The sequence below is a fragment of the Pantoea sp. T14 genome (assembly GCF_036663535.1).
Classification (GTDB): domain Bacteria; phylum Pseudomonadota; class Gammaproteobacteria; order Enterobacterales; family Enterobacteriaceae; genus Pantoea; species Pantoea phytostimulans.
Map to the genome: position 1 here is coordinate 1 of NZ_JAWUEB010000025.1, position 25,193 is coordinate 25,193.

General features: G+C 51.4%; 19 protein-coding genes and 3 pseudogenes. 17 read left to right on the plus strand and 5 right to left on the minus strand.

Annotation, left to right across the window (positions count from 1 at the left end; all coding sequences use genetic code 11):
• The 4 genes from SC127_RS12820 to SC127_RS12835 all read left to right on the plus strand — a co-directional run.
• A partial coding sequence (locus tag SC127_RS12820; RefSeq protein ID WP_332626788.1) for an amidohydrolase occupies positions 1-1,308 on the plus strand: 1,308 nt, incomplete at its 5' end.
• A 2-nt stretch (positions 1,309-1,310) separates the two neighbouring features.
• Positions 1,311-1,739 carry a DoxX family protein gene (locus SC127_RS12825; protein WP_243079419.1) on the plus strand — a complete coding sequence of 143 codons (429 nt, stop codon included), beginning with the start codon at positions 1,311-1,313 and terminating at the stop codon, positions 1,737-1,739.
• Positions 1,726-3,354 (plus strand): MFS transporter, encoded by a 1,629-nt coding sequence (locus tag SC127_RS12830; protein ID WP_332626791.1) that lies wholly within the window; start codon positions 1,726-1,728, stop codon positions 3,352-3,354. The genes SC127_RS12825 and SC127_RS12830 overlap by 14 nt, the downstream gene beginning before the upstream one ends.
• A 47-nt stretch (positions 3,355-3,401) precedes the next feature.
• Positions 3,402-4,223, plus strand: a complete 822-nt coding sequence (locus SC127_RS12835) for an alpha/beta fold hydrolase (RefSeq protein ID WP_215848396.1) — start codon at positions 3,402-3,404, stop codon at positions 4,221-4,223.
• Positions 4,224-4,338: 115 nt separating this feature from the next.
• Here the strand turns inward: SC127_RS12835 and SC127_RS12840 are convergent, their stop codons facing one another.
• The gene (locus tag SC127_RS12840) at positions 4,339-5,064 is read right to left on the minus strand and encodes a pirin family protein (RefSeq protein ID WP_215848397.1); all 726 of its coding nucleotides are present in this window, start codon (positions 5,062-5,064) and stop codon (positions 4,339-4,341) included.
• A gap of 206 nt (positions 5,065-5,270) precedes the next feature.
• Here SC127_RS12840 and SC127_RS12845 point away from each other — a divergent pair, with 206 nt between their 5' ends.
• Positions 5,271-5,675, plus strand: a complete 405-nt coding sequence (locus SC127_RS12845; protein ID WP_215848398.1) for a YybH family protein — start codon at positions 5,271-5,273, stop codon at positions 5,673-5,675.
• Positions 5,676-5,723: 48 nt separating this feature from the next.
• Here the strand turns inward: SC127_RS12845 and SC127_RS12850 are convergent, their stop codons facing one another.
• From SC127_RS12850 to SC127_RS12860, 3 genes are read right to left on the minus strand one after another with little or no spacing between them, the layout of a single operon-like run.
• Positions 5,724-6,665, minus strand: coding sequence for a sugar phosphate isomerase/epimerase family protein (locus SC127_RS12850; RefSeq protein WP_332627039.1), 942 nt, complete (start codon positions 6,663-6,665; stop codon positions 5,724-5,726).
• 9 nt (positions 6,666-6,674) lie between these two features.
• Positions 6,675-7,853: a Gfo/Idh/MocA family protein gene (locus SC127_RS12855; RefSeq protein ID WP_332626793.1), complete on the minus strand. Its 1,179-nt coding sequence runs from the start codon at positions 7,851-7,853 to the stop codon at positions 6,675-6,677.
• Positions 7,854-7,909: 56 nt separating this feature from the next.
• Positions 7,910-8,827 carry a substrate-binding domain-containing protein gene (locus tag SC127_RS12860; protein WP_243079414.1) on the minus strand — a complete coding sequence of 306 codons (918 nt, stop codon included), beginning with the start codon at positions 8,825-8,827 and terminating at the stop codon, positions 7,910-7,912.
• A gap of 472 nt (positions 8,828-9,299) precedes the next feature.
• On the opposite strand from SC127_RS12860, the gene SC127_RS12865 reads away from it, so the two are divergent.
• From SC127_RS12865 to treY, 8 genes are all read left to right on the plus strand, one after another.
• Complete coding sequence (locus SC127_RS12865) at positions 9,300-10,310, plus strand: LacI family DNA-binding transcriptional regulator (RefSeq protein WP_332626796.1); 1,011 nt, start codon at positions 9,300-9,302, stop codon at positions 10,308-10,310.
• A 14-nt stretch (positions 10,311-10,324) separates the two neighbouring features.
• On the plus strand, positions 10,325-11,155 hold the full coding sequence (locus SC127_RS12870) for a sugar phosphate isomerase/epimerase family protein (protein ID WP_332626798.1): 831 nt from the start codon (positions 10,325-10,327) through the stop codon (positions 11,153-11,155).
• A 344-nt stretch (positions 11,156-11,499) separates the two neighbouring features.
• Positions 11,500-13,827, plus strand: coding sequence for an FdhF/YdeP family oxidoreductase (locus SC127_RS12875; RefSeq protein WP_332626800.1), 2,328 nt, complete (start codon positions 11,500-11,502; stop codon positions 13,825-13,827).
• A gap of 437 nt (positions 13,828-14,264) precedes the next feature.
• Positions 14,265-16,340: a glycogen debranching protein GlgX gene (glgX, locus tag SC127_RS12880; RefSeq protein WP_332626802.1), complete on the plus strand. Its 2,076-nt coding sequence runs from the start codon at positions 14,265-14,267 to the stop codon at positions 16,338-16,340.
• 137 nt (positions 16,341-16,477) lie between these two features.
• Positions 16,478-17,020, plus strand: coding sequence for a TetR/AcrR family transcriptional regulator (locus SC127_RS12885; RefSeq protein ID WP_332626805.1), 543 nt, complete (start codon positions 16,478-16,480; stop codon positions 17,018-17,020).
• Positions 17,017-18,150: an MFS transporter gene (locus SC127_RS12890; protein WP_332626807.1), complete on the plus strand. Its 1,134-nt coding sequence runs from the start codon at positions 17,017-17,019 to the stop codon at positions 18,148-18,150. Before SC127_RS12885 ends, SC127_RS12890 begins: the two co-directional genes overlap by 4 nt.
• A 266-nt stretch (positions 18,151-18,416) precedes the next feature.
• Complete coding sequence (gene treZ, locus SC127_RS12895) at positions 18,417-20,204, plus strand: malto-oligosyltrehalose trehalohydrolase (RefSeq protein ID WP_332626809.1); 1,788 nt, start codon at positions 18,417-18,419, stop codon at positions 20,202-20,204.
• Between the two features lie 41 nt (positions 20,205-20,245).
• Positions 20,246-22,735, plus strand: coding sequence for a malto-oligosyltrehalose synthase (treY, locus tag SC127_RS12900; protein WP_332627040.1), 2,490 nt, complete (start codon positions 20,246-20,248; stop codon positions 22,733-22,735).
• A 246-nt stretch (positions 22,736-22,981) separates the two neighbouring features.
• Here treY and SC127_RS12905 read toward each other — a convergent pair.
• A pseudogene (locus SC127_RS12905) lies at positions 22,982-23,186 on the minus strand (hypothetical protein); the annotation flags it as partial.
• Positions 23,187-23,551: 365 nt separating this feature from the next.
• Between SC127_RS12905 and SC127_RS22610 the strand changes: the two are divergent.
• The 4 genes and pseudogenes from SC127_RS22610 to SC127_RS12920 all read left to right on the plus strand — a co-directional run.
• Positions 23,552-23,818: pseudogene (locus SC127_RS22610) on the plus strand (Hcp family type VI secretion system effector); the annotation flags it as partial.
• Positions 23,819-23,825: 7 nt separating this feature from the next.
• A pseudogene (locus SC127_RS22615) lies at positions 23,826-24,049 on the plus strand (helix-turn-helix domain-containing protein); the annotation flags it as partial.
• Positions 24,050-24,085: 36 nt separating this feature from the next.
• Entirely contained in the window at positions 24,086-24,301 is a 216-nt protein-coding gene (locus SC127_RS12915; protein WP_332627053.1) for a hypothetical protein, read from the plus strand.
• Positions 24,302-24,545: 244 nt separating this feature from the next.
• Positions 24,546-25,025 (plus strand): Hcp family type VI secretion system effector, encoded by a 480-nt coding sequence (locus SC127_RS12920; protein ID WP_332626811.1) that lies wholly within the window; start codon positions 24,546-24,548, stop codon positions 25,023-25,025.
• The last annotated feature ends 168 nt before the right edge of the window (positions 25,026-25,193 follow it).

Genomic DNA, 25,193 nt, shown 5'->3' on the forward strand with positions numbered 1-25,193 from the left:
GCCCGTCCGAACGCCATGATCCTCTATTCAACCCTGGCAAAGGGCCCGAAACTGCCGCTGGAGCAGCAGGTCAACTCGACGCGCCAGTTTATGCGCGAGCTGAACCGCCTCGGCCTGACCAGCGCCATCGACGCCGGCGGCGGCTTCCAGAACTACCCCGAAGACTATGAGGTGATCGCCGAGCTGCACGGGAAAAAGCAGATGACGCTGCGCATCGCCTATAACCTGTTTACCCAGCGCCCGGGGCACGAGCTGGAGGACTTCGAAAAGTGGACCGACATGCTGACGCCGGGCCAGGGCAGCGACTACTTCCGCCACAACGGGGCGGGCGAAATGCTGGTGTTCTCGGCCGCAGACTTTGAGGACTTCCTCGAGCCGCGCCCGGATCTGGCGCCGGGCATGGAGGACGAGCTGGAGCGCGTGGTGCGTCATCTGGTCGAGCACCGCTGGCCGTTCCGCCTGCACGCCACCTACGACGAGTCGATCAGCCGCATGCTGGACGTGTTTGAAAAGGTCAACCGCGACATCCCGTTCAACGGCCTGCACTGGTTCTTTGACCACGCCGAGACCGTGACGCAGCGCAACATCGACCGCATTAAAGAGCTGGGCGGCGGCATCGCGGTGCAGCACCGCATGGCGTTCCAGGGCGAATACTTTGCCGAACGCTACGGCATTGAGGCCACCCGCCACACGCCGCCGGTGGCGCGCATGCTGGAAACCGGCGTGCCGGTGGGCCTGGGAACGGACGCCACGCGCGTCGCCAGCTACAACCCGTGGACCGCGCTGTACTGGCTGGTCTCCGGACGCACGGTGGGCGGTATGCAGATGTATGACGTCAACGCCCGCCTCGACCGCGAAACCGCGCTGATGCTGTGGACGCAGGGCAGCGCCTGGTTCTCCAGCGAGCAGGGAAAAAAGGGCCAGATCAAGGCCGGCCAGCTGGCGGATATGGCGGTGCTGAGCAAAGACTTTTTCAGCGTGCCGGAAGAGGAGATCAAGGGCATCGAGTCGGTGCTGACGGTGGTGGACGGCAACGTGGTGTATGCCGCCGGCTCGTTCAGTGCAGAAGCGCCGCCTGCGATCCCGGTGCTGCCCGACTGGTCGCCGGTGGTGACGGTGCCGGGGCACTACCGCAGCGCGCCGCCCACCGCGGCCACGCGCGTGGGCATGATGCAACAGCCGCACCAGTGCAGCGGTCCGTGCGGGGTGCACAGCCACTCGCACGACATCGCGCGCGGCTCTGACGTGCCCGTCGCCGGAGACAACGCCTTCTGGGGCGCGCTCGGCTGCAGCTGCTTTGCGTTTTAATCATGAAAAACTCATCTGCACTTTTTATCCCGCCCCGGATTGATCTGGGGCTGTTCTTCCTGCGCCTGACTGGCAGCCTGTTGTTACTGCATGTGCACGGGCTTCCCAAGGTATTTCACTTCAGTGAAGAGCTGACGCGTATCGAAGATCCCTTTGGCATGGGCCCTTACATGAGCCTGATCCCGGCCATATTTGCTGAAGTGATTTGCCCGATATTTATCATTCTGGGTGTTGGCACCCGCCTCGCCTGCCTGCCGATTATAGGCGTTTTGCTGGTAGCGATGCTGTTCGTGCATCCTGGCTGGTCAATTGCTGAAGGTCAGTTTGGCTGGCTGCTACTGATCATTTTTACCACGCTAGCCATAACCGGGCCGGGAAAATGGCGTATCGCAGCGGGCCATCATCAGGAGGTACGACATGGCGCAAGTTAATGACATCAACGACGTCACGCCAGAACTGCCGGAAGAAGCTGTTATAGCTAGCCCTTCACCGTGGCAACCGCTTCGTCAGCCCGTTTTTCGTATGCTGTGGATCGCCACGGTGATGTCCAACATTGGTTCATGGATGAACGATGTTGGCGTGAACTGGACGATGTTGACGCTAAGCGCCGATCCGCTGTCCGTTGCGCTGGTTCAGGCCGCCAGCAGTTTGCCGATGTTCCTGTTTGCGCTGCCGTCCGGGGTGATGGCTGACATCATTGACCGACGCAAGTACCTGCTGTTTTCCCAGCTGTGGGTGTTTATTGCCGCGACAGGGCTGACAATCCTCTCTTTTACCGGCCACATCACGCCGTTAATTTTGCTGATTGCCGCATTCCTGCTGAGTGCGGGTGCAGCGATGAGTTCACCACCGTTCCAGGCCATTGTGCCTGACCTGGTGAAAAAGGATGAGCTTGGCCCGGCCATCGCGCTGAACTCGCTGGGCATCAATATCAGTCGCGCCATTGGCCCGGCGCTGGGCGGTTTGATTCTCTCCTTCGCTGGCCCGTGGATGGTATTTATGCTCAATGCCATTTCGGTGCTCGGCGTGGCTTGGGTGCTCTATCGCTGGAAAGCTGAACCGAGCGTGCAGCGTCTGCCGCCAGAACATTTTTTCTCAGCAGTACGTGCGGGACTGCGTTATGTCCATGCAGCTCCGGTATTGCGGAACGTACTGGTGCGGACCGTCGCCTTCTTCCTTTTTGGCAGCGCCGGTTGGGCTTTGTTACCGCTGGTGGCGCGGCGCGAGCTTGGCTTGGGGCCAGGTGGATACGGCATCATGCTGGCGTGTATCGGCGTGGGCGCCATTTGCGGGGCGGTTTTACTGCCGAGAATGCGTAAAAGCTTGAGCCCCGATCGTTTGATGGTACTGGCGAGCCTGATGTTTGCCGTGACTATGCTGGCACTGGCGTTCGTGCGCCACTTCTGGTTGCTGAATGCGTTTGAATTCTTCACAGGATTTGCATGGATTGCGGTGCTTTCTACGCTCAATCTTGGCGCGCAGCGCAGTGCGGCAAAATGGGTGAAGGCCCGCGCCCTGGCGGTATACCTGACGGTGTTCTTTGGTTCGATGACCGTCGGCAGCGCTGTCTGGGGACAGCTGGCATCTCATTTCAGTATTCCGGTTTCACTTTCAATCGCCACCGCTGGCATGTTTTTGGCTAGCGCCACCGTGCTGCGTTGGCGGTTAGATCTGGATCCTGACCTGAATCTGGACAGTATCGCTGATGGTGAAACCGTGCCAGCGCTGGATATCCGCCACGATCGCGGCCCGGTGATGGTGAGTTATGAATACCTGATCAAAACAGACGATGCGCACGACTTTACCGTCTGTATGCAGGATATGCGCCGGGTGCGACGTCGTGGCGGCGCAATAAACTGGTCTGTGTATGAAGACATTTTGCAGCCCGGTATTTTCGTCGAAACCTTCGTGGTTGGCTCATGGATGGAGCACTTGCGTCAGAAAGAACGCTACACCATGAATGATCGCAAAATTCAGAATCGCGTTTTTGCATTCCATCAGGGAGAAAGCCTTCCTGAAGTCAGGTATCTGGTCGCGCCCGTCTAACGGGTGCACCTATTACTCCTGTTATTCATTCAACGTAAGGGACAAAAATGAGCACAATCAAAGCAAAAGACGGCACACAGATTTACTTCAAAGATTGGGGAACCGGCAAGCCGGTGCTGTTCAGTCACGGCTGGCCGCTGGATGCGGATATGTGGGACAGCCAGATGAATTTTCTGGCCGAGCGTGGTTATCGCGCCATTGCCTTTGACCGTCGTGGCTTTGGCCGCTCCGATCAACCCTGGACCGGTTACGACTATGACACCTTTGCTTCAGACATTAATGACCTCATCACCAGCCTTGATCTACAAGATGTCACCTTAGTCGGCTTCTCCATGGGTGGCGGCGATGTCACTCGCTATATCGGCCATTACGGCAGCGCACGCGTTGCGGGTTTGGTGCTGCTGGGCGCAGTAACACCGATTTTTGGTCAGGCAGAAGATTACCCTCAGGGCGTGGATAAATCGGTATTTGCTGGCATCAAAGAGGGTTTGCTTAAAGATCGTGCGCAGTTTATCAGCGACTTTGCCGCCCCTTTTTATGGCACTAATGCGGGCCAGACTGTTTCCGAAGGCGTACTGACTCAGACGCTGAACATCGCGCTGATGGCATCTCTGAAAGGAACAGTGGATTGTGTAACGGCATTTTCCGAGACGGATTTCCGCGCTGACATGGCGAAAATTGATGTTCCCACTTTAGTGATTCATGGCAGTAACGATCAGATCGTTCCGTTTGAAACCACCGGTAAAGTCGCGGCTGAGATGATCCAAGGTTCGGCGTTGAAGGTGTATGACAATGCGCCGCACGGTTTTGCTGTCACGCATCAGGATCAACTAAACGAAGATTTACTGACCTTCCTGAAAGCACGCTAATCCGTTGCGTGGTTAAGCCGTGCAGTTAACACACCACATCACACCTTAAGCCAAAACCGACCTGTAAAAGGTCGGTTTTTTTGTTGGGAAGAGAGGCGATAGGATGCAACAGCGCTTATCGAGAAGGCTGGTTGACTTCAATCGGCCGCAGATCAAATAACAGCACTTCTGCGTCTTCACCGTTAGCGAAGGTCAGCGCTTTTTCATCACGAACGCGGGCACCATCACCTGATTTGAACTGCACGCCGTTAATGATGATATTGCCACGCACGACATGAATATAGGCATAGCGCTCTTCATCCAACGTAAAGGTTTGCTGCTCATCACCCGTAAACAACCCGGCGTAAATGTTGATATCCTGACGAATGCGAAGTGCGTTGTTTACACCTTCAGGTGAAGCAATAAGACGCAAGTTCCCCCGTTTATCACTTTCCGACACGCTCACCTGTTGATAGCCAGGCGGCGTATTTTTCTCTGAAGGCACCACCCAAATTTGCAGGAAATGAACCCCTTCCGTGCTTGAGTGGTTATATTCACTGTGTGTTACGCCACTGCCTGCACTCATCAACTGCACATCACCGGGGACAATCACCGAACCGGTGCCCATTGAATCTTTATGCTCTAGCGCTCCCTCCAGCACATAGGAGATGATTTCCATATTGCTGTGTGGATGAGCACCAAAACCGCGGCCTTTTGCTACGCGATCATCGTTAATCACCAACAAGTCAGAGAAGCCAACTTGTTTAGGGTCCCAGTAATTAGCAAATGAGAATGTGTGACGTGAATTCAACCAACCGTGATCACCTAATCCGCGTTGTTCAGAAAGACGTTGTTCAATCATGATGTGCTCCCTAACTCTCTGTTTTAAATGAGTGAAGCTGTGTTGCGCTTCGATAGAAAGAGATTACAGGTAAACCTATTTGCGCATCAATACTGCAAAGTGGCAATTACTGTCACATATAAGTGGACAATACTGACGCCGTGAGCCAAGCCGCGAGTTAATGCTAAGGTAAATGCAGGTCATTAACGTTAAGGAGAAATCAGCACGTGAATACTCACCCGATACGCCAGATTATTGAAGCATGCGACAAAGCTATCTCAGCGAAAGATTTTGATTCACTGATGACCTATTACGCGGAAGACGCCGCGCTAGTTATAAAGCCGGGCATGATTGCTCATGGAAAAGAGAACATCAGGAAAGCCTTTATCGCCATCGCCGAACATTTTCAAGGTCAGCTGGTGGTAGAACAGGGTGAGATGCAGGTGATTGAGGGTGGCGGAACCGCGCTGGTTATCATGGAAACTGTGCTTCGATACCCTGATGATCAAGGTAAAACGCGGGAAACGACGCGTCGGGCAACGTATGTTTTCCGCCAGGAGAGCGATAATTGTTGGCGTTGCACTGTCGATAATTCCTACGGAACATCCTTGCTGCAGGGTGATGCTGATTAAATGGCTATTGTGGCTATAGCTCAAAAACTACAGCCACAAATCCTGCGATTACTGGCTGATGCATTGCCTCAAGGCGGCAATGGATGAGCTGATTCCCGCTTCAACCGACATGGTTAAATCTTCCATTTCTAAAGAGACCCAATCGTCATAACCGGTCATGCTCAGAACAGAGAAGAACTCCTTCCACCATTGAAGATCTTTACCGCATCCCACGGCAACGTAATTCCAGGTGCGCGTTTTAGTATCAGTTACGGGCTGATACTCCATTAAACCATCCACATCAGCCAATCCGCGCTCAATACGCGCATCCTTGCCGTGAACGTGGAATACAGCGCCTTCCAGTTTGCGTGCCGCTGCGATGGGATCGGCTCCCATCGCAATCAAATGGGAAGGATCAAGGTTCATCCCAATGATCTCATCTACCGCATGACGTAAACGCAGCAACGTCGATGGGTTATAAACCAGTTGAGACGGGAACTCTTCAATCGCAATTTTCTCTACGCCGTGCTGCTTTGCGTGTTGAGTAAATTTTTTCCACCACGGAATTGCCACCTCATTCCATTGATAATCAACAACACCAGGCATGTAGTCGGGCCAGGAAATGGTAGATGTGATCCAGTTTGGCACGCGATCCTCTGGTCCACCGCCCGGCAAGCCACTCATCATCACAATTTTCTTTACGCCCAGCTTTCCTGCCAACTCAACTGCGCGATAGCTACTTTGGGTGTGCTTCTCACCCAATTCACCCGGCGCGAGTGGGTTGCCCGAACAGTTTAACGCGACAATTTCTATATCACGCCTGGCCAGTTCCTCATGAAACTGACTGAGTTTTTCCGGGGAGGCCAGCAATTCCTCGGTGTTTACGTGTGGGCAAGATGACCAGCCACCAGCGGTCATTTCCACGCCAGAAATTCCGTAGCTTTTAACTTTATCCAGCATGGCTGGAAAAGAGAGATCGGCCAAAACATCGGTACATAATGCAAGTTTCATCATGATTCCTTATTCGTAATTAACCCAACTGGCGCCGTTATCCGCAGAGCGCACACAATTTTCGATCCAGCGCACGCCTTCAATCCCAGCATTGATGTCGGGATAGATCAGCGTTGCTAAAGTCTCGCTGTCACCGCGCTGGGTTGCGTTAATGGCAAGGGCAAATTTCAGATAAATATTGGCCCAAGATTCGGCCAAACCTTCGGTGTGCAGCGCACCGAGACGTTCATCCGCCAGCGCGCTTTCATCGAGATACGGCATACCGTGATGCAGAATCTGATTAGGTTTGCCCTGCACTTCATACTTCAGCTCACCGGGGTTGTAATCGCTCCACTCAAGGCTGGCGTGTGAACCAATGACGCGAATACTTTGGCTGTCCATCGATCCGGCATTGATCGCCGATGCCCACATGCGCCCTACCGCGCCATTTTCGTAATGCATCAGCACCATGGCGTTATCCTCCAGCGGCGCGCGGGAAGGGATAAAACTCTGGCGATCGCACAGCAGGCTTTTGATCTTCAACGTCGGCAACACCAGTTGCGAGATGTAGAAAGTGTGAGTGGAAATATCGCCCAGCACGAAAGAAGGCCCAGCGATTTTTGGATCGACACGCCACTTCTGTGCATCACTGAATTTATCGGCGCTGTCATTAGCGCTGAAACCGTGGGTGTATTGCAGCTCAACCATGCGCACGTCACCAATTTCGCCTTTAGCGATCATCGCGCGCATCTGCATCAACAGCGGATGACCAGAGAACCCGTAGGTAACGCCAACGATCAAGCCTTTCGATTCAGCCAGCGCTTTGATCGCTTGCGCTTCAACCGTGGTAAAGAACAGCGGTTTTTCACAGATGACGTGAATGCCCGCATTCAACGCAGCTTGGGCAATTTCATAGTGCGTGCCATTCGGCGTAGCGATGGTCACTACTTCAATGCCATCTTCGCGTTTGGCTTCTTCTGCCAGTAATTGCTGATAATTGTCGTAGCAGCGCTCGGGGGCGATGCCAAGATTGACACCAAACTCCCGCCCGCGTGCGGCATCAACGTCAAACGCGCTGGCGACCATTTGGTAGGCCGTATTATCGCGTAACGCACCCGAACGATGTTTGTAACCCACCTGACTCAACCGTCCACCGCCAATCATTGCCCAACGCAGAGGACGCGGTATCTGTTTTTCACCGATTAACATGATGACTCCTTGTTTTTTTGCACTCGGGTGCATTTGTAGGGTTTAAAAAATGATAATTATTTGGTTTGGATAAACTGCGCATAGTTTTCTTTGGTCACAGTCTGATAAGGAATCATGTTGTAGGTCTGGGTTTTCTGCTTCTCCAGCATTTCATGCGTGACTTTCACCGCGCCGGTAGCTTGTCCTTTGGCATCCTGGAAAACCGTCACGATCATTTCGCCGTTCTTGATAAATTGCAGCCCATCCGGTGTGCCATCAATGCCGGCTACCAGTACATCTTTTCGTTTCGCTTGGTTCAGCGCCATGATGGCACCGATCGCCATTTCATCGTTATTTGCCACAATTGCGTTGATCGGCGTGCCGTTCAACAACCAGGTCGACACCACATCTACCGCTTCATTGCGCTGCCACTTGGCGGTTTGTTTCTCCACTACTTTCATATCTTTATGCTGTGCGATGACTTCTTCAACCGCACGAGTCCGTTCACGCGCTTCTTCATTTGAGAGTGCGCCCATCAGAATGGCGATGTTGCCGCGGTAGTTCATGATTTTTGCCAGCGCTTCAATCTGCATTTTGCCGCTTACCGCAGAATCGGAACCGACATACGCCATTGCGCCGCTTAATGGCACTTCAGGTTTACGGTTTACAAACACCAGCGGGATATTTGCCTTCTTAGCCGCATTAATCATCGGCAACACGCCTTGAGTATCCACCGGATTAAGGATGATGGCGTCAACGCCCTGATTGATAAAATCATCAACCTGCTGTGCTTGCAGCGCGACATCACCTTTGGCATCAGAAAACTGCCCTTTCAATCCTTGTATATCGAGCTCATGCACCATTTGGGTCCGTAAAATGGAGACAAAGTTGAGATCGAAGTTGGCTAATGCCACCCCAACCTGGTAGGTTTTTGCCTGGACGCTGACTGCAAACGTTAAGGTCAACCACATCAACAAACACAGAGTCTTTTTCATGATCGAATCCTGTAGGGTAAATTTTATTATTCGATTCGCTACGCCAAACATTGCCTGGGTAGTCATCCGCCTGTTCATGCCCGCCTTGCTTTAAATCGCGATACTGCACGCCTTAAACAACACGTATTAAATTCCTCATTCATTTTTGCACCCGGGTGCAAAAAAAGGGAAATAACGCCCTCACTAGCACGACATCTGTTCAGGGTTTCTCATTGAGGTCGCCTATGAATGTGTAAGAGGCACAAAAAATAGTCAATTACCTTTCATTCAAATAGCGAGAGTTGATCACAAAATGCCTACATCTTGCACCCGATTGCAAAATTAATTGCAATCGGGTGCAAATATCAAACATACTCGCAACCTTATTAAGGAAAACGGCGCTTTTTGATCGGATAGTCTGCCAGGGTTTATTTTCTGCAGCGTTTCGCGTTCAATGCTGAGGAAATTCTTTAAACCTCTTGGACGCGTGCAGATGACCAAAGCAACAATTAAACGACATAAAGCCACTGCCAGCGATGTTGCCGCCAAAGCGGGCGTATCAAAATGGACCGTGTCGCGCGCTTTTACACCAGGAGCGTCAATCTCGGACAAAGCGCGTGACAGCGTGCTGGCCATTGCCAAAGAACTGGGTTATCGCCCTAACCTGTTGGCGCGCAGCTTGTCGCAAAAGCGAACCCAGATCATTGGTGTCGTGATCGACGAATTAAAAAATCCGCACTCCATGTCGATGTTGGGTGAGGCTACACGTCAGCTCCAGACCCGCGGTTATATGGCCTTGGTGCTTAACATCACCGGCGAAAATTACCGTTCAGTGATGTCGCTGGCAGATCAGTTACAGGTCGATGGCATTTTGTTCCTCGGCACTGCGTTAACGCATGAACTGATCGCCATAGCTGAAGATATGCATAAAGTTCCGCTGGTGCAGGTCTGCCGTAACACCAACAGGCAAGGCATTGATGTTGTAAACACTGATGATTATCAAGCAGGCAGCCTCATCGCGCGCTTGCTGGTTGAGCAAGGTCATCAGCGATTTGGCTATATGTCCGGCCCCGGTGCGGAAGATGGTCATTTACAACGCAAAGAGGGCTTTCGCGATGCGCTGATGGCACAAAGTTTTGCGCTGGACGTTGAGCTGAATAGCGATCATTACGATCGTCAATTAGGTTATCGCGCCATGCAGAACTATCTGCTGGCGACACCGGTTGCTGAGCGCATTGAAGCCCTGTTTTGTGAGAACGATATTTTGGCGCTGGGCGCGATGGAGGCGCAGCGCGACACCGCACCGAATAACCGAATCGCGGTGGTGGGCTTTGACGATATCGATGAAGCGGCTGCGCCGGGTTGGCAACTGACCACCTACAGTCAGCGGCTGGATCGGCTAATGGCTGAAGCAATAAACCGCTTGATCGACGGTCAGGCGGCGGAAGATAGCGAGTGGCGACAGGGAGAATTGCGGATTCGACGCTCTCACCTGAAGCCTTAATCTAAGGAGGAGAGATGAAGTTGTCGTTACACGGTGTTTCTGTTTGGTACAGCAATGCCGTCACTCAGTTACGTATCGCCCGCGATGCCGGATTTACTGGCCTGGAATTACTGCCGGAACATCTGTTCCGCTATCTCGAAAACGGGGGAAGCTATACACAATATCGCCAACTCATGACGGAATATGGCATAGAGATCACCTGTATCAACGCGTTGAAACGTATCGGTCGCCATCAGCCGGAAGAACGCGCTGCCCTGCTGCAGGAAGCTGAAAAAATCTGTCAGGCCGCTGTTGAGCTGGGCTGTCCGGTGGTGCAAATAATGGCGTTGAATGAACTTGATCATCTCTCCGAATCGGAACGTAATGCGATTCTTCGTGACAACATCTCAGCCATTGCCGATATCGGACAACCGCTTGGCATCAAATTCCAGATTGAAGTCGTCGCCTTCACCCCCTTTAATTCACTGCAGCAAGGTCTGGATATGATCACGTCCTGCGGAAAGGATAATGTCGGCTTGGTGATAGATTTCTGGCATCTGCATGCGGGCGGCAATACGCGTCCCGAAGAAGTGGCGCAGATGGATGTGAATCTGATCTACGGCATTCATTTCTGTGATGGCCGCGCCGCACGCGAAGGCGAAGCCTGGGATGAATGGGTGCAACGCGACTACGAACCCGGCCAAGGCGATGTGGATATTCATAGCTGGCTTAATGCGGTGCGTGCCACCGGCTTTGACGGTGTCTGGACGCCAGAATGGTTGAGTCCACATGCCTGGGAAAGGGATCTCTTTGAGATTGGCCAAACCAGTATGCAAAGCCTGAAGCAGTACGACATCACTGTTTAATTAAAACGTTTGATATGAAAGCTGCATAACTAAAAACGCCGCGGCAGCGCGGCGTTAGCGCCAAAGCTGAAGAGTGGCACAGTGTGTCGCTTGAAACCCCTCTCAACGCGGATCATATGCCGCAATTTAGCTGAAAACATGCGGTTATGCGCTGCAAGAATCTCCTCTTGATTCCTTCTATTCGTTTATTCATAAACCTCAACGAGGTGAATGTTTTGCTGCCCGTGCATCAACGCAGACGAAACATTTTGTAAAAAACGCCTACGTTCAAATTTAAGCTGCGCATCACGAAATCTCCGTTTTGTACCAAACTTAAAAAAACAAAACAGGACCTGCGGAGCATTATGAAAGAGCAAAATCGTACTATCGGCATTGCCCCTTATGGCGGTTCAGCTGGCGGATGGGGTGCGTTAAAAGCAGTGGCAGACGCGATTCGCGGTCAGATGTCTGTGAAGCAAGATGTCATTGCGTTGTTCAAAGTCAATCAGCCCCAGGGTTTTGATTGCCCTGGCTGCGCCTGGCCCGATCCTCAACATGCCTCTTCATTTGAATTTTGTGAAAACGGCGCAAAAGCGGTTTCATGGGAAGCCACCAGCAAACGCACCACGCCAGAATTTTTTGCTGCCCATACGGTTAGCGAGTTATGGGAGCGTAATGCGTTTGAGCTGGAAGGTGAAGGTCGCCTGACCCATCCAATGAAATACGATGCGGCGTCCGATACTTATCAGCCTATCGAGTGGGAAACAGCTTTTAAAGAGATTGGTGAGCATTTGCGCAGCTACGAGGATCCCAACAGCGTTGAGTTTTATACCTCTGGGCGCGCTTCAAATGAAGCTGCCTTTCTCTGGCAGCTGTTTGCTCGCGAATATGGCACCAATAATTTCCCCGATTGCTCAAATATGTGCCATGAACCTACCAGCGTTGGTTTGCCTGAATCCATTGGCGTCGGCAAAGGCACCGTTGAGCTGAGCGATTTTGATCATTGCGATCTGGTGCTCTGTATTGGTCATAATCCCGGCACCAACCATCCGCGCATGTTAGGTACCTTACGTGAAGTTTCGAAGCGTGGTGCGACCATCGTGGCGATCAATCCCTTGCGCGAGCGCGGGCTGGAACGCTTTACCTCACCGCAAAGCCCAATTGAAATGCTCTCAATGAGTTCTACCGAACTGGCTTCGACGTATTACAAGGTACGCGTGGGCGGCGATGCGGCGATGCTGAAAGGTGTGATGAAAATCTTGCTGACCATGCACGAAGCGGCACTGGAAAAAGGTGAAGCGGGTGTTATCGACAGCGCGTTTATTGAAGAACATACCCAAGGATTTGATGCGCTAAAAGCGGATTTGGATGCCACAAACTGGGATCACATCCTTAAAGTTTCCGGTATGGAGCGCGAAGAGATTCAACACATTGCGCGGCTCTACGCCAATGCTGAACGCACCATCATCTGTTACGGCATGGGGATCACCCAGCATCAATATGGCACTCAAAATGTGCAGCAAATCGCTAACCTGCTGCTGCTTCGTGGCAACATAGGAAAAAAAGGCGCAGGTATTTGCCCGTTACGGGGTCACTCCAATGTGCAGGGTGATCGCACCGTGGGCATCACTGAAATTCCTCCGCAATCGCTGCTCGACAGCATTGAAAAGGTTTTTGGCTTTAAGCCACCGCAGGAGCATGGCCACGGCGCCGTGGCGGCGATTCAGGCGATGCGTGATGGCCATACCAAAGCCCTGCTTTGTTTGGGGGGGAATCTGGCGGAAGCGATTTCTGATCCACAAGTGACTTTTCCCGCCATGCGTAAACTGGATTTAGTGGTGCACATGGCAACGAAACTTAATCGCTCACACCTGCTGCTGGGCAAACACAATTATCTATTGCCGGTGATTGGCCGCACCGAAACCGATATACAAGCCTCTGGCGCGCAGAGCGTGACGGTAGAAGATTCGATGTCGATGGTGCACGCCTCACGCGGCTCGCTGAAACCCGCCTCTCCACTGCTCAAATCTGAACCGGCGCTGGTGGGCGAACTGGCGATGGCAACCTTGCCGAATAGCGTGGTTGACTGGAAAAAAATGATTGGCGATTACAGCTTTATCCGTGATGCCATTGAAGCGGTGTTTCCTGCATTTGAAAACTTCAATGAGCGGGTAAAAAAACCCGGCGGATTCCGCCTGCGCAACACGGCATCGGAACGCGTCTGGAACACACCTTCAGGAAAGGCGCAGTTCAAGGTGATGCAGGGAATAAATGAGGATCCTCGTTCACTTCGCTGCCACGACCTGGTGCTCACCACGCTGCGTAGCCATGACCAATACAACACCACGTTATATGGTCTCAATGACCGCTATCGCGGCGTGACTGGGCGTCGTGATGTGCTGTTTATCAATGCTGATGAAGCAGAAAAACGTCAACTGCGCGTCGGTGATCAGGTCAACATCGTGGCCCTGGATCCTGAAGGCAAACCAACCTCGCGAAAAATGGCCAGGTTGACCATAGTGGTGATCGATATGGCACCGGGTTCTGTCGGGGCTTACTATCCAGAAGCAAACGTATTGGTGCCGTTGGACAGTCACGATACGCAGAGTGGCATTCCCGCTTACAAAAGTATTCCCATCGCTTTAGAACAGGTAAAAGTCCCGGCTGAAACGTCAGACGGTACGCTGCGTTAAGCCAACTCAACGGCGCTGAAGTTGACATGTTTTTCAGCGCCGTTTTCGCGCATTTTTCACCGCAGGCAAACAACTTTTGCGGAATAGTCTATGATTTTTCTACGTATGCTGCTTGTGGTCGAGGCACCCTAAAATCGCCTCATCCTCACCCCGAGGATATGCCACCTTTAGGCTACCAGAGCCGCGCCGGTCCACCCCGGCAACAACATACCGGTAAACAAGTTTTACGTTCGCATGACCCGAACCCATAACTGTCCAGGCGGTTCGCTGATCGACGCCAGCGTTTGGTTCATCGTAGAGAAGAGAGAGTTCTGACCTACCGCATCAACCAGGAAACAGTCGAATATTGTCTCCTGTCGTACTCGTGAGCGAGTGATCGCATTGAAATACACATGCTGTATTGCGTGAAAATCGGCATATTTGATGGAGAGGGAAGAATGGTAAACAGTAATGGTTTTCAAATCTTAGCGGGAGATAGTCATCTTCTCGGGGCCAATTATGATGGTAAAGGTGTTAATTTCGCTCTCTTTTCAGCCACTGCGGAGCGCGTTGAGCTTTGTCTCTACGATCCCAGCGGTAAAAAGGAGATTGCCAGGCTGGATCTGCCCGAGTTTACCCATGAAGTCTGGCATGGTTACATACCTGGCCTGAAGCCAGGTGCGTTATACGGTTATCGCGTTTATGGCCCTTTTGACCCGGAAAATGGTCACCGTTTCAATCCTAACAAGTTGTTACTTGACCCCTATGCACGTGAGATCGCGGGCGATATTAAGTGGGATGAATCGCACTTCGCTTATGACCTGCTTCATGAAGACAAAGACCTCACTTTTGATACGCGTGACAGCGCGCCTTTTATGCCGAAATGTCGCGTTATCGATCCTAATGAGTTTGACTGGCAAGACAAAAATCGCCCGAACGTGCCGTGGTCGAAAACCATTATCTATGAAACCCATGTAAAAGGTTTTACCCAGCTCAATTCCGCCATACCACCCGATATTCGCGGCACCTACGACGGTATGAGCCACAAATCCACCGTCGACTACATCAAAAGCCTTGGGGTTACTTCGGTTGAGCTGCTGCCCATTCACGGCTTCCCCGATGATCAGCATCTTCTCGACAGAGGTTTGAAAAACTTTTGGGGCTATAACACGCTCGGTTTCTTCGCGCCCGCTTCTCGCTATTTTGGCCCTCGGGGCATTCAGGGATTCCGCGATATGGTGCGGGCTTTCCATGATGCAGGCATCGAAGTCATTCTTGACGTGGTTTACAACCATACGGCTGAAGGCAATGAACTTGGCCCAACGCTGTCATTCAAAGGAATTGATAACTTTTCTTATTACCGCACCTTGCCCGATCAACACCGTTATTACATCAACGATACCGGAACCGGCAATACCGTGAACATTTCACATCCTCGGGTGCTGAAACTGGTGATGGATTCGCTGCGTTATTGGGCAGAATCGATGCATATCGACGGATTCCGCTTCGATCTCGGCACCATTCTGGGTCGTGAGCCGGAAGGCTTTAACCCACGCGGCGGCTTCTTCGATGCGATGATGCAAGATCCCGTGCTGTCCAAATTGAAGTTGATTGGCGAACCCTGGGATATCGGCCCAGGCGGTTATCAGGTAGGCAGCTTCCCGCCAGGTTGGGCTGAATGGAACGACCAGTACCGCGACACGGTGCGTGAATACTGGAAAGGCAACAATGTCTCGACAGATTTTGCCACCCGCTTGCTCGGTTCCGGCGATCTTTATGATCAGCGTGGACGCCGACCTTGGGCCAGCGTCAACTTCATCACCGCTCATGATGGTTTTACACTTAACGATCTGGTTTCGTATAACGACAAGCACAACGAAGCCAACGGCGAAGATAATAACGACGGCCATAATGACAATCGCTCTTATAACTACGGCGTTGAAGGCCCGACGGATGACGAAGCGATCAATGCGGTGCGAGAACGTCAGAAACGCAATTTCCTTGCAACGCTGCTGTTTTCCCATGGCACGCCAATGTTATTGGCTGGCGATGAGTTTGGTCGCAGTCAGATGGGCAACAACAACGGTTATTGTCAGGACAGCGAAATCTCTTGGGTGCATTGGGATAATCTGCCGGAATCTGCGGAAGCGCTGCGCAATTTTACTCGTCAGGCGATCAAACTTCGTGCGGAACAGCCACTACTACGTCGCGAAAACTGGCGCGATGGCATGGATATCAAGTGGTTTAATGCGGGCGGTGGATTCCAGTTGCCTGAGCAATGGGACGAAGGAACCACGCTCGGCGTCTATTTAGGCCGGGCAGATCTTCAGGCCGAGGAAGGCGTCTGGCACGACGTGTTAATGCTGTTTAATCCATTTGAAGGCGTTGTACCCTTCCGTATCCCGCAGTTTGGCGAAGGCGGTTGGGTACTTGAGCTTTCAACCTCCGATACCGTAAAACCTGGCATTGTTATTACCCGAGAAAAGGATTTCGATCTCGAAGGCCGCAGTATTGCGCTGTTCAGAAGAGAATAAAACCGCTCAGGAATTAGGCTAAAAAAGGGGCAGCGCAGTAATAGCGCTGCCCCTTTTTCATTTCAACGTTCTCTGCCGCCAAACCGAAATTCTTTTTTAAACTGGCAAAAGTAAAACGATCGGTTTACTTTTAAAGTATGGACAAAAGAAATGATATTTTACGCGCAGCAGAGCGGTTGTTTTACAACAACGGTTTCCACGCCACCAGCACAGACCATATCTGTAGCGAAGCGAACGTCTCAACGCGTACGCTTTACCGCTATTTCCCTTCCCGCGAAAGCCTGACTGCTTCTGTGATGGAGCAGCGTAAAAACCGCTTTTTCTCAGCGCTCTATCCTGCCGAGCATGTGGAAGCGATTGACCAACTTTTTCGAGAGCTGAAGCGGTGGATGGATGAGAACGGCGCTCAGGGGTGCTTCTTTGTCAAAGCCTGGGCTGAATATGCTGAGCACGACATGACGCTGGCAGCGCTGGCATTGGACTATCGCTATATGCTGCGTCATTACATCGCCGCCTGCATCAATCACTCTCATGGTGTAAACCGCGAGGCACTGATCAATGTGATTTGGATTTTGTTTGAGGGGGCTTCTACCACAGCGCTGTTAACAGGTTCGCAAGCCGCGTTGGATGCAGGTCATGCCGCTGCTCTGCTGATGAAAAAAAGCGGAGAAGCGCAGTGAGAACGTCTTTGGCGCTGGGGATCACCGGCTTTTCGTTAATAGCCGTAACCTACGGCATGGCCCGGTTTTCATGGGGGCTTATGATGCCTTCAATCGCAGAGGACATTCCTTTTACACCACGGTTATCCGGCGTTATTGCTGCATGCAGTTATCTGGCTTATTGCCTTTCGGTGGTAGGCGCTTCTTTTTTGGTTTCACGCTTTGGACCACGATTACCTGCCGTCATTGCCGCCCTGTGCGCAGCTGCGGGAATGCTGTTGCTCGCTGCTTCACACTCTCCCGTTATGTTAGCCAGCGGGCTTTTCATTGCTGGATTAAGTTCAGGACTGGCATCGCCTTCCCTTGCCAGTGCAGTTACACGCACCGTCGCTGAAAATAAACAGGCGATGGTAAACACGGTTATTAACGCAGGAACAGGCGCAGGCATTATTTTGACAGTGCCAGTGTTGGCCTTTGTACCTGGCGGATGGCGCATCGCTTGCTTGGTCTTTGGCGTAATGGCGGTTTTATGTCTGCTACCTGCGATTCGCTATCTTCCCGCCGAGCGACTGAAGGCCAGTCCTGATCATAATCGTGGACATCAATGGCTTTTGCGCGCGCCAATGAAATGTCTGATCATCATTGCCTTTATCAGCGGCATGAGCAGTGCAGCGTGGTGGAATTTTGGCCCGGATATTTTGCGTAATCATCTTGGCGTGAACCAACACCTTAGCAGTCTGCTTTGGCTGGTGAGCGGGGCCGCAGGAATAGCCGGTGTTATGACCGGGCCCGCAGCGCGTTACCTCAGCATGAAACAAATTTACCGCCTTTCTCAGCTCTCTATGGCGACTCCGCTGCTTTTATTGGCATTAAGCCACACCTTTTCAGGCTGGCTATATCCTGCTGTCGCGCTTGGTGGCGCAGGTTACGTCACGTTATCGGGTGTCTTGCTGGTTGTTGGCGCTTCAATAACGAAAGATTCACCCGCTGCAGGTGTGGGCGTTGCCTTCTTCATGCTGGCATTAGGACAGATTGCAGGCACCGCTATTTTTGGTCTGTTCTATGCCCAGGCTGGCGCTGCGCCTACGCTCATCGGATTCGCTTCACTCGCCTTGCTCATGCTGTTTCTGCCGCCAAAAGAACACAGATAAGGGCCCGACACTGATCCCGCGATGCTACTGATGTGTTGACATACCGTTGGCTTTACCTCTGCCAGCACAGCATTTTACTTCCTGCATCTTAGTCTATGATTATTCTTCGTATGCTGCCTATAGCCGAACCATTGAACCGGATTTTACTGACCAATTTCGGCATACAGATCGCGCGTAGCTGCTCTGACTAATGACGCTTGCATCAGCGGAACGACAACCGCGTGATGTCGTCTTTTGCTTACATCTGCATATAAAGAGGCAATCGCATGGAGTCAAAATCATTTACTAAAAGTTGGGGCGCCGAATATGTGGGTGCAGATACCGTTCGCTTTCGCCTGTGGGCGACAGGTCAGGACAATGTCACGCTCAGGCTTTCGGGCAAAGACCAGGCGATGAATCCCGTCGGCGACGGTTGGTTTGAATTGCAGGCCAGCGGCGTTTCACCTGGCGCGGAGTATAACTTTGTTCTCGCTGACGGAACTGTGGTACCCGATCCCGCTTCTCGCGCCCAAAAGGCCGAGGTCAACGGCCCATCCCTGGTGATTGATCCCTCCCAATACAGTTGGCAAAACCGTGACTGGAAAGGACGTCCGTGGGAAGAAACGGTGGTCTATGAAATGCATTTCGGCACTTTTACGCCGGAAGGCACATTCCGCGCGGCTATCGAAAAACTGCCCTATCTTGCCAATCTCGGTATCACCATGCTTGAGGTTTTACCGCTTTCGCAGTTCGGCGGGAATCGTGGCTGGGGCTATGACGGCGTACTTCTTTACGCACCGCATTCCGCCTATGGCACCCCGGACGATTTCAAAGCCTTTGTCGATGCAGCACATGGACAAGGCCTTTCAGTGGTGCTGGATATTGTGCTTAACCATTTTGGGCCCGAGGGCAATTATCTGCCGCTTCTTTCACCTGACTTCTTCCATAAAGAACGCATGACGCCTTGGGGTGCTGGCATTGCTTATGATGTTGATGCGGCCCGCCGTTATATGGTGGAGGCGCCGCTCTACTGGCTAAAAGAGTATAATCTTGATGGCCTTCGCTTTGATGCCATCGATCAGATCGAAGATACCTCTGAGAAGCATGTGCTGATTGAAATCGCCGAACGTATTCGGGCAGAAATAACCAGCCGGCCCATTCATCTGACGACCGAGGACAGCCGCAACGTTATCTTTTTGCATCCTCGCGATGACGAGGGTTCAGCTCCGCTGTTTACCGGCGAATGGAACGATGACTTTCACAATGCTATCCATGTCCTGGCCACGGGCGAAACCCACGCCTATTACCAAGATTTTGCCGAAGCACCGGAAAAGTTGGTTGCACGCGTTCTGGCAGAGGGCTTCGCCTATCAAGGTGAGATTTCAGCACAGTCGGGCGAAAAGCGCGGTGTAAAAAGTAGCGGCCAACCACCGGTCGCTTTTGTAGACTTTATCCAGAATCACGATCAGGTTGGCAACCGTGCTCAGGGCGAAAGGCTGATTGAATTGGCTGGCGCTGAACGCACACAAATCCTGTTGGCATCCCTGTTACTGTCGCCGCACATCCCGCTGCTGTTTATGGGTGAAGAGTATGGTGAAACAAATCCTTTCCTGTTTTTTACCGATTTTCACGGCGATCTCGCCAAAGCCGTGCGTGAAGGCCGCGCAAGAGAATTTCAGGGACATGCAGGCCATGAAGGGGAAAGCGTGCCCGATCCAAATGCTAATACCACGTTTGAAATGTCGAAGCTGGATTGGCAGAAACCAGACAGCGAAGCGGGTAAAAAGTGGCTGGCGCTGACCAGTGAGTTATTGACGTTGCGCCAGATACATATTGTGCCGCTGCTTTCTACTGCGGGCGGTGAGTCCGGCAACGTTGTGAAAACCGCAAAAGGGTTAGTCGCTGTAACCTGGACTTTCCCGAATGGCACGTTGTCGATCGCGTTCAATATTGGCGAGCAATCCCAGCCGCTTCCCGAACAACCCGGCCAGATCCTTTTCGCCTGGCCGAAAGCTGAAACGGAACTGCCGCCAAATTCAATCATTGTCCGCCTGGCTTCGGGAGACGCAGCGTGAAGATACCAACCGCCACTTATCGAATTCAGTTTCGCAATGGCATGACCTTTGATCGTGCTGCGGGCCTTGTCCCCTACTTAAAACGCTTGGGCATCAGCCACCTCTATGCTTCGCCAATTTTCACCGCGACATCGGAGTCCACTCACGGCTATGACGTGACCGATGCTAATGAAATTGAGCCTGCTATTGGCGGCCGCGCAGGCTTTGACCGCCTGGTAAAAGCGTTAAAAGCGGCTGATATTGGACTGATTATCGATATTGTTCCGAATCATATGGCCGCCTCGCTGGAAAATGGCTGGTGGCGTGATGTTATTGAAAAAGGTGAAAACAGCCGCTACGCACAACATTTTGATATTAACTGGTCGCGGCGACTCACCTTACCGGTGCTTGGCGATACCTTTGAGACGGTGCTGGAAAACGGCGAAATCGCGCTAAAACCCGATCCGAAAACCGGTAATCCAAGCTTCGCCTACTATGAAAACTTTTTTCCTCTCGCCCACGAAACCTGGCAAGGTCGCGAGTCAGAGACTTTGCAACTTACTGACAAGGCAGAAATCGCCACACTCCATGAACAGCAGCCTTATCGATTAATGTCATGGCGTGATGCGCCGCGTGACCTTTCCTATCGACGCTTCTTTGAAGTCACCGGGTTGGTCGGCGTGCGGGTTGAAGATAAAGCTGTTTTTGATGATACGCATCGGCTGATACTTGAACTGGTTCATACAGGCGCAGTCGATGGATTGCGGGTTGATCATGTGGATGGTTTGGCTGATCCCAAGGCGTACCTTGATCTGCTTCGTCAGGAGGCTGGCGCTGACTGTTACATCACGGTCGAGAAGATCCTTGGCGAAGGTGAACACCTTCCCGATGATTGGCCCATTTCTGGCACAACCGGTTACGAATTTATTGCCTCACTTTCCCACGCGCTGGTGGATGGTGAAAAGCTCACCGCATTGCGTAAAGCGTATGTTGATGTCGTGGGCAAGCCGGTTGATATGGAGGCTGAACTGCGTGCAGCAAAGCTTCTGATGGCGGACAAGAATTTCGAGGGCGAATTTACCACGCTACTCACCCTCGCCCTATCAATAGCAGAAACTGCAAAACTCACGCTGGAGGAGAAAGCCGTGCGATCCGCCCTGCGCGAGCTGTTAGTGGCTTTCCCGGTTTATCGCACTTATGGTACGGAGCAATCGCTACCGCCAGCCAGCCAGGACAGGCTGCAAAAGGTGGTCGAGAAAGTTAAAACCAGCGTCAACGCACCCGATCCTCAGGCACTCGATTTCCTGACCCATATTCTTACTGGCGAGATCGCTGAAGCAGCCTTAAGCGAGGCGGCTAACTTTCGTATCCGTTTCCAGCAATTAACGGGACCGTTGATGGCGAAATCAGTAGAAGATACGCTGTTTTATCGTCAAAACATGTCGTTGGCGTTGAATGAAGTGGGTGCAGAACCGTTGCCACGCGCCTTCTCGCCTGACCACTTTCATGCTGAGATGAAAACGCGGCTGGAACGTCAGCCAGATGCACTTTCAAGCACCTCAACGCACGATACTAAACGCGGCGAAGATGCGCGGGCGCGGCTTTATACCCTGACCGAAGCGCCTGAGCTGTGGGCAGAATGCGTCGCCCGTTGGCGCCAGCTGAATCAATCCAACGTTAGCCAGCTTGATGATGGAGCCGCACCGGAACCTGCGGTTGAATGGATGCTTTATCAGGCGCTGGCTGGCGTTTGGCCTGCTACGCTGCAGCCAGACGATAACGCTGGCCTGGAGGCGCTTGAGAAGCGGTTTCTGGCTTATGTAGAAAAAGCGTTGCGGGAAGCGAAACGTCGCACCAACTGGGGCGATGGCAACGAAACCTATGAAAAAGCAGTGCTCGACTATGCACGTCATCTGCTTTCTTCCTCTAATCAAACCTTCCTGAAGGATTTTAGCGCGTCTATGCAGCCTTTCATTCGCGCGGGTTTAGTTAACAGCCTGACGCAGTCGGTGATAAAACTCACTGCGCCGGGCGTGCCTGATATCTATCAAGGCTGTGAGGCGCTGGATTTCAGCCTTGTTGATCCGGACAATCGGCGCGAACCCGATTTCGCCACGCTAGAGCAGCAGCTAAACGTTGATCAGAAGCTGAGTGCTTTCACTGAGCAAAGCGTGTTCAGCGGTGAGCTAAAACAACACGTGATTGCAACGTTGTTACGCTGTCGTCAGGAAACACCAACGCTGTTTCGTCAGGGTGACTATTTGCCGCTGATCGCCAAAGGTAAAAAAGCGGAACACGCGTTGGCCTTTGCGCGCCTTGACGGCGACGATGCGCTCATTGTCATCGTCCCTCGCCTCGTCTTCAAAGGCATTGAGCAAGGACTTATGCAGCCGAACATAGAGCACTGGGCAGAGACAGAGATCGCTTTGCCTGAACAGCTTGCCAACCGGCACTATCACAATGTTCTCAACGGAGAAGCGCTGTTGCTGGAAGACACTCTTAAATTGGAAACGTTTAAAGAGCGGCCTTCGGTCGTCATTCTTCGTGGATGATCCGTTCTGACTGATCACTGAAAGAATAATCTTTAGCTGATAACCCTCTTAAAGCCGATACGCACTGTGTCGGCTTTTTTACATCATGTTGTTGTGAAATTTCATTTAACACCAAAGGGGTTCTACGCCGGAACCACCGAAATTTCCGTTTCCCCAGTTTCAGCCCGGCGACCAGCACATCCAGATCAATAATTTCATTGCTGTTCTGGAAGATATAATGCCCATTCAGCAAAATGTGCTGCCAGGCCAGCTTCTGTCCGTCAACGGCACCATAAAGCGTCTCTGGATCAAACGAATAGAGTGGAAAAACCGTCAGGGCCTCTATGGCATCGGTGATACAGTCATTGGTCGTGAGCAGTGATGCCAGGTGGCGGTACTGTTCATATGTAATTTCCAGTACAGGGAACGGTATATCGCTGATTCTCGCCATGACATGATTGTCATGATTCATCACATGGAACAACCGGAAATAATGTATTTCCTGATTGAACCGGTATTCGAGCACGCGGGCACACTTGAAGCGCAATAGTCGTCTGATTCCGGTATAGCAAACATCATCACTCGGATGATCCGATAACCATGATTCAATCACTAAAGAAATTTCTACTATGGCAACTCAGGTTTTTATCATCGCTGTACGGGCCTGTGATTCTCACGATTATTTTCGCACTGCTTCAGGGGTATTTTTTTCCTGATAGCCCTGTCTGGCCTACAGGCGTATTCGCCATACTTATGATTGTTATTTTTACGCGTTACTGTAAATGGTGAAAGCGTGAATATCACAGTTATTTAAATCATCACTAATAAGGAAATTATATGTCTACTCCCGCTCATTTATGGCTTAAAGATGAAAACGGATCGCCAATTGTTGGCAGTTGTTTAATGCCCCTGCGTTTGGGTTCCATCGAATTAAAATCATTTTCGCTTGGTGTATCCATTCCAGTAGATCCCAGCTGATGCAAACTTACCGGAACGCGCGTTCATAGCCCGATCACGATAGTAAAAGAATTTGACCAAACGACACCTATTCTGTATCGCGCCGTATGTGAAAGCCGCACACTGAAAAAAGCAACGTTCAATATATTACCTTTCAAAGTTTGAAGGAGACCTGATACGGCTGCGTACCCGCGAAGGTATGGCCATCGCATGAACAAAAGGGAAACTGCGAGGGAAATACCAAAATTGTCTGATAAGCAGCAAAAAGCGCTTTGCAGGATGCACGGAAGCGGCGAATATTCAATCAGCGGTTTGGCTGAATTATTTCCCGTTTCACGACCTACTGTTTACCGGATGCTTTGCCGTGGGCAAAAATGAACAACTGGACTTACTGAAAATGAACAAGGAGCGGTTATGTACAACAATAATGAAGTCATCAATTATTTGCAGGCTAATAAAATTCTCGCACTAAAGCTCGACCATGAATTAGCGGGCGTAGGAAAAGCTGTATCAAATCAGATTGAAACGATCGGCGCAGGTGCAACGCGTGCGCTGTATTACTTGAGCGCGCAGGGGCGTTTACGTACTCAGAATCAGAGGAAAAAATTGCAGACATTATCACCAGGATGATTCGATAACGATGTTTAGCCTTATTAAAAGATTCTTTAAGCGAGTGTTTACGTCTCTTGTCGGCCTTTATGCTCCTCAGGTAATAATAATTACATATGCGCTGGTGCAGATAAATTTTTTTCCTGCTGTCCCGCTTTGGTTTATACCGGTGTTCGCTGTCTTTGTAATATATATTTTTAGTCGATATGTGAAATGGTAACTTCTTAAAACGAGTAATCCTAAAATTTATTTATAAGGAAATAGTATGTCTACACCCGCCCACTTATGGCTTGAAGATGAAAATGGTTCTCCGATTGTTGGCAGTTGTTTAATGCCACTGCGTTTGGGTTCCATCGAATTAAAATCATTTTCGCATGGTGTAACCATTCCAGTAGATCCCAGCTGGGGCAAACTTACCGGAACGCGCGTTCATAGCCCGATCACGATAGTGAAAGAATTTGACCAAACGACACCTATTCTGTATCGCGCCGTATGTGAAGGCCGCACATTGAAAAAAGCAACGATCAAGATGTACCGAATACTGGAATCAGGCATTGAGGCAGAGTATTTCAATATCATTCTGAAAAACGTCAAGTTCACAACGGTTGCGCCATTCCTGTCTCCTAACGGTATGAGTAGTACCCACCTTGAAACGCTCGAATTGCGTTATGAGGTGATTACCTGGAACTATACGGAAGGAAATATTATCTATCGTGATACATGGAACGATCGTTGTTGTGCCTGATAACAGAGGGAATCACTGGCCGGAATCATCGGAATACACAGCGCTCTCCCGTGGGAAAAATGAAAAACTGGATTTAATGAAAATGAACAAGGAGCGGTTATGTGCTACAGCAATCAAGTTATCACTTATTTGCAGGCTAAGCGGGCTGAGGCGTTTAAAGCACAATGG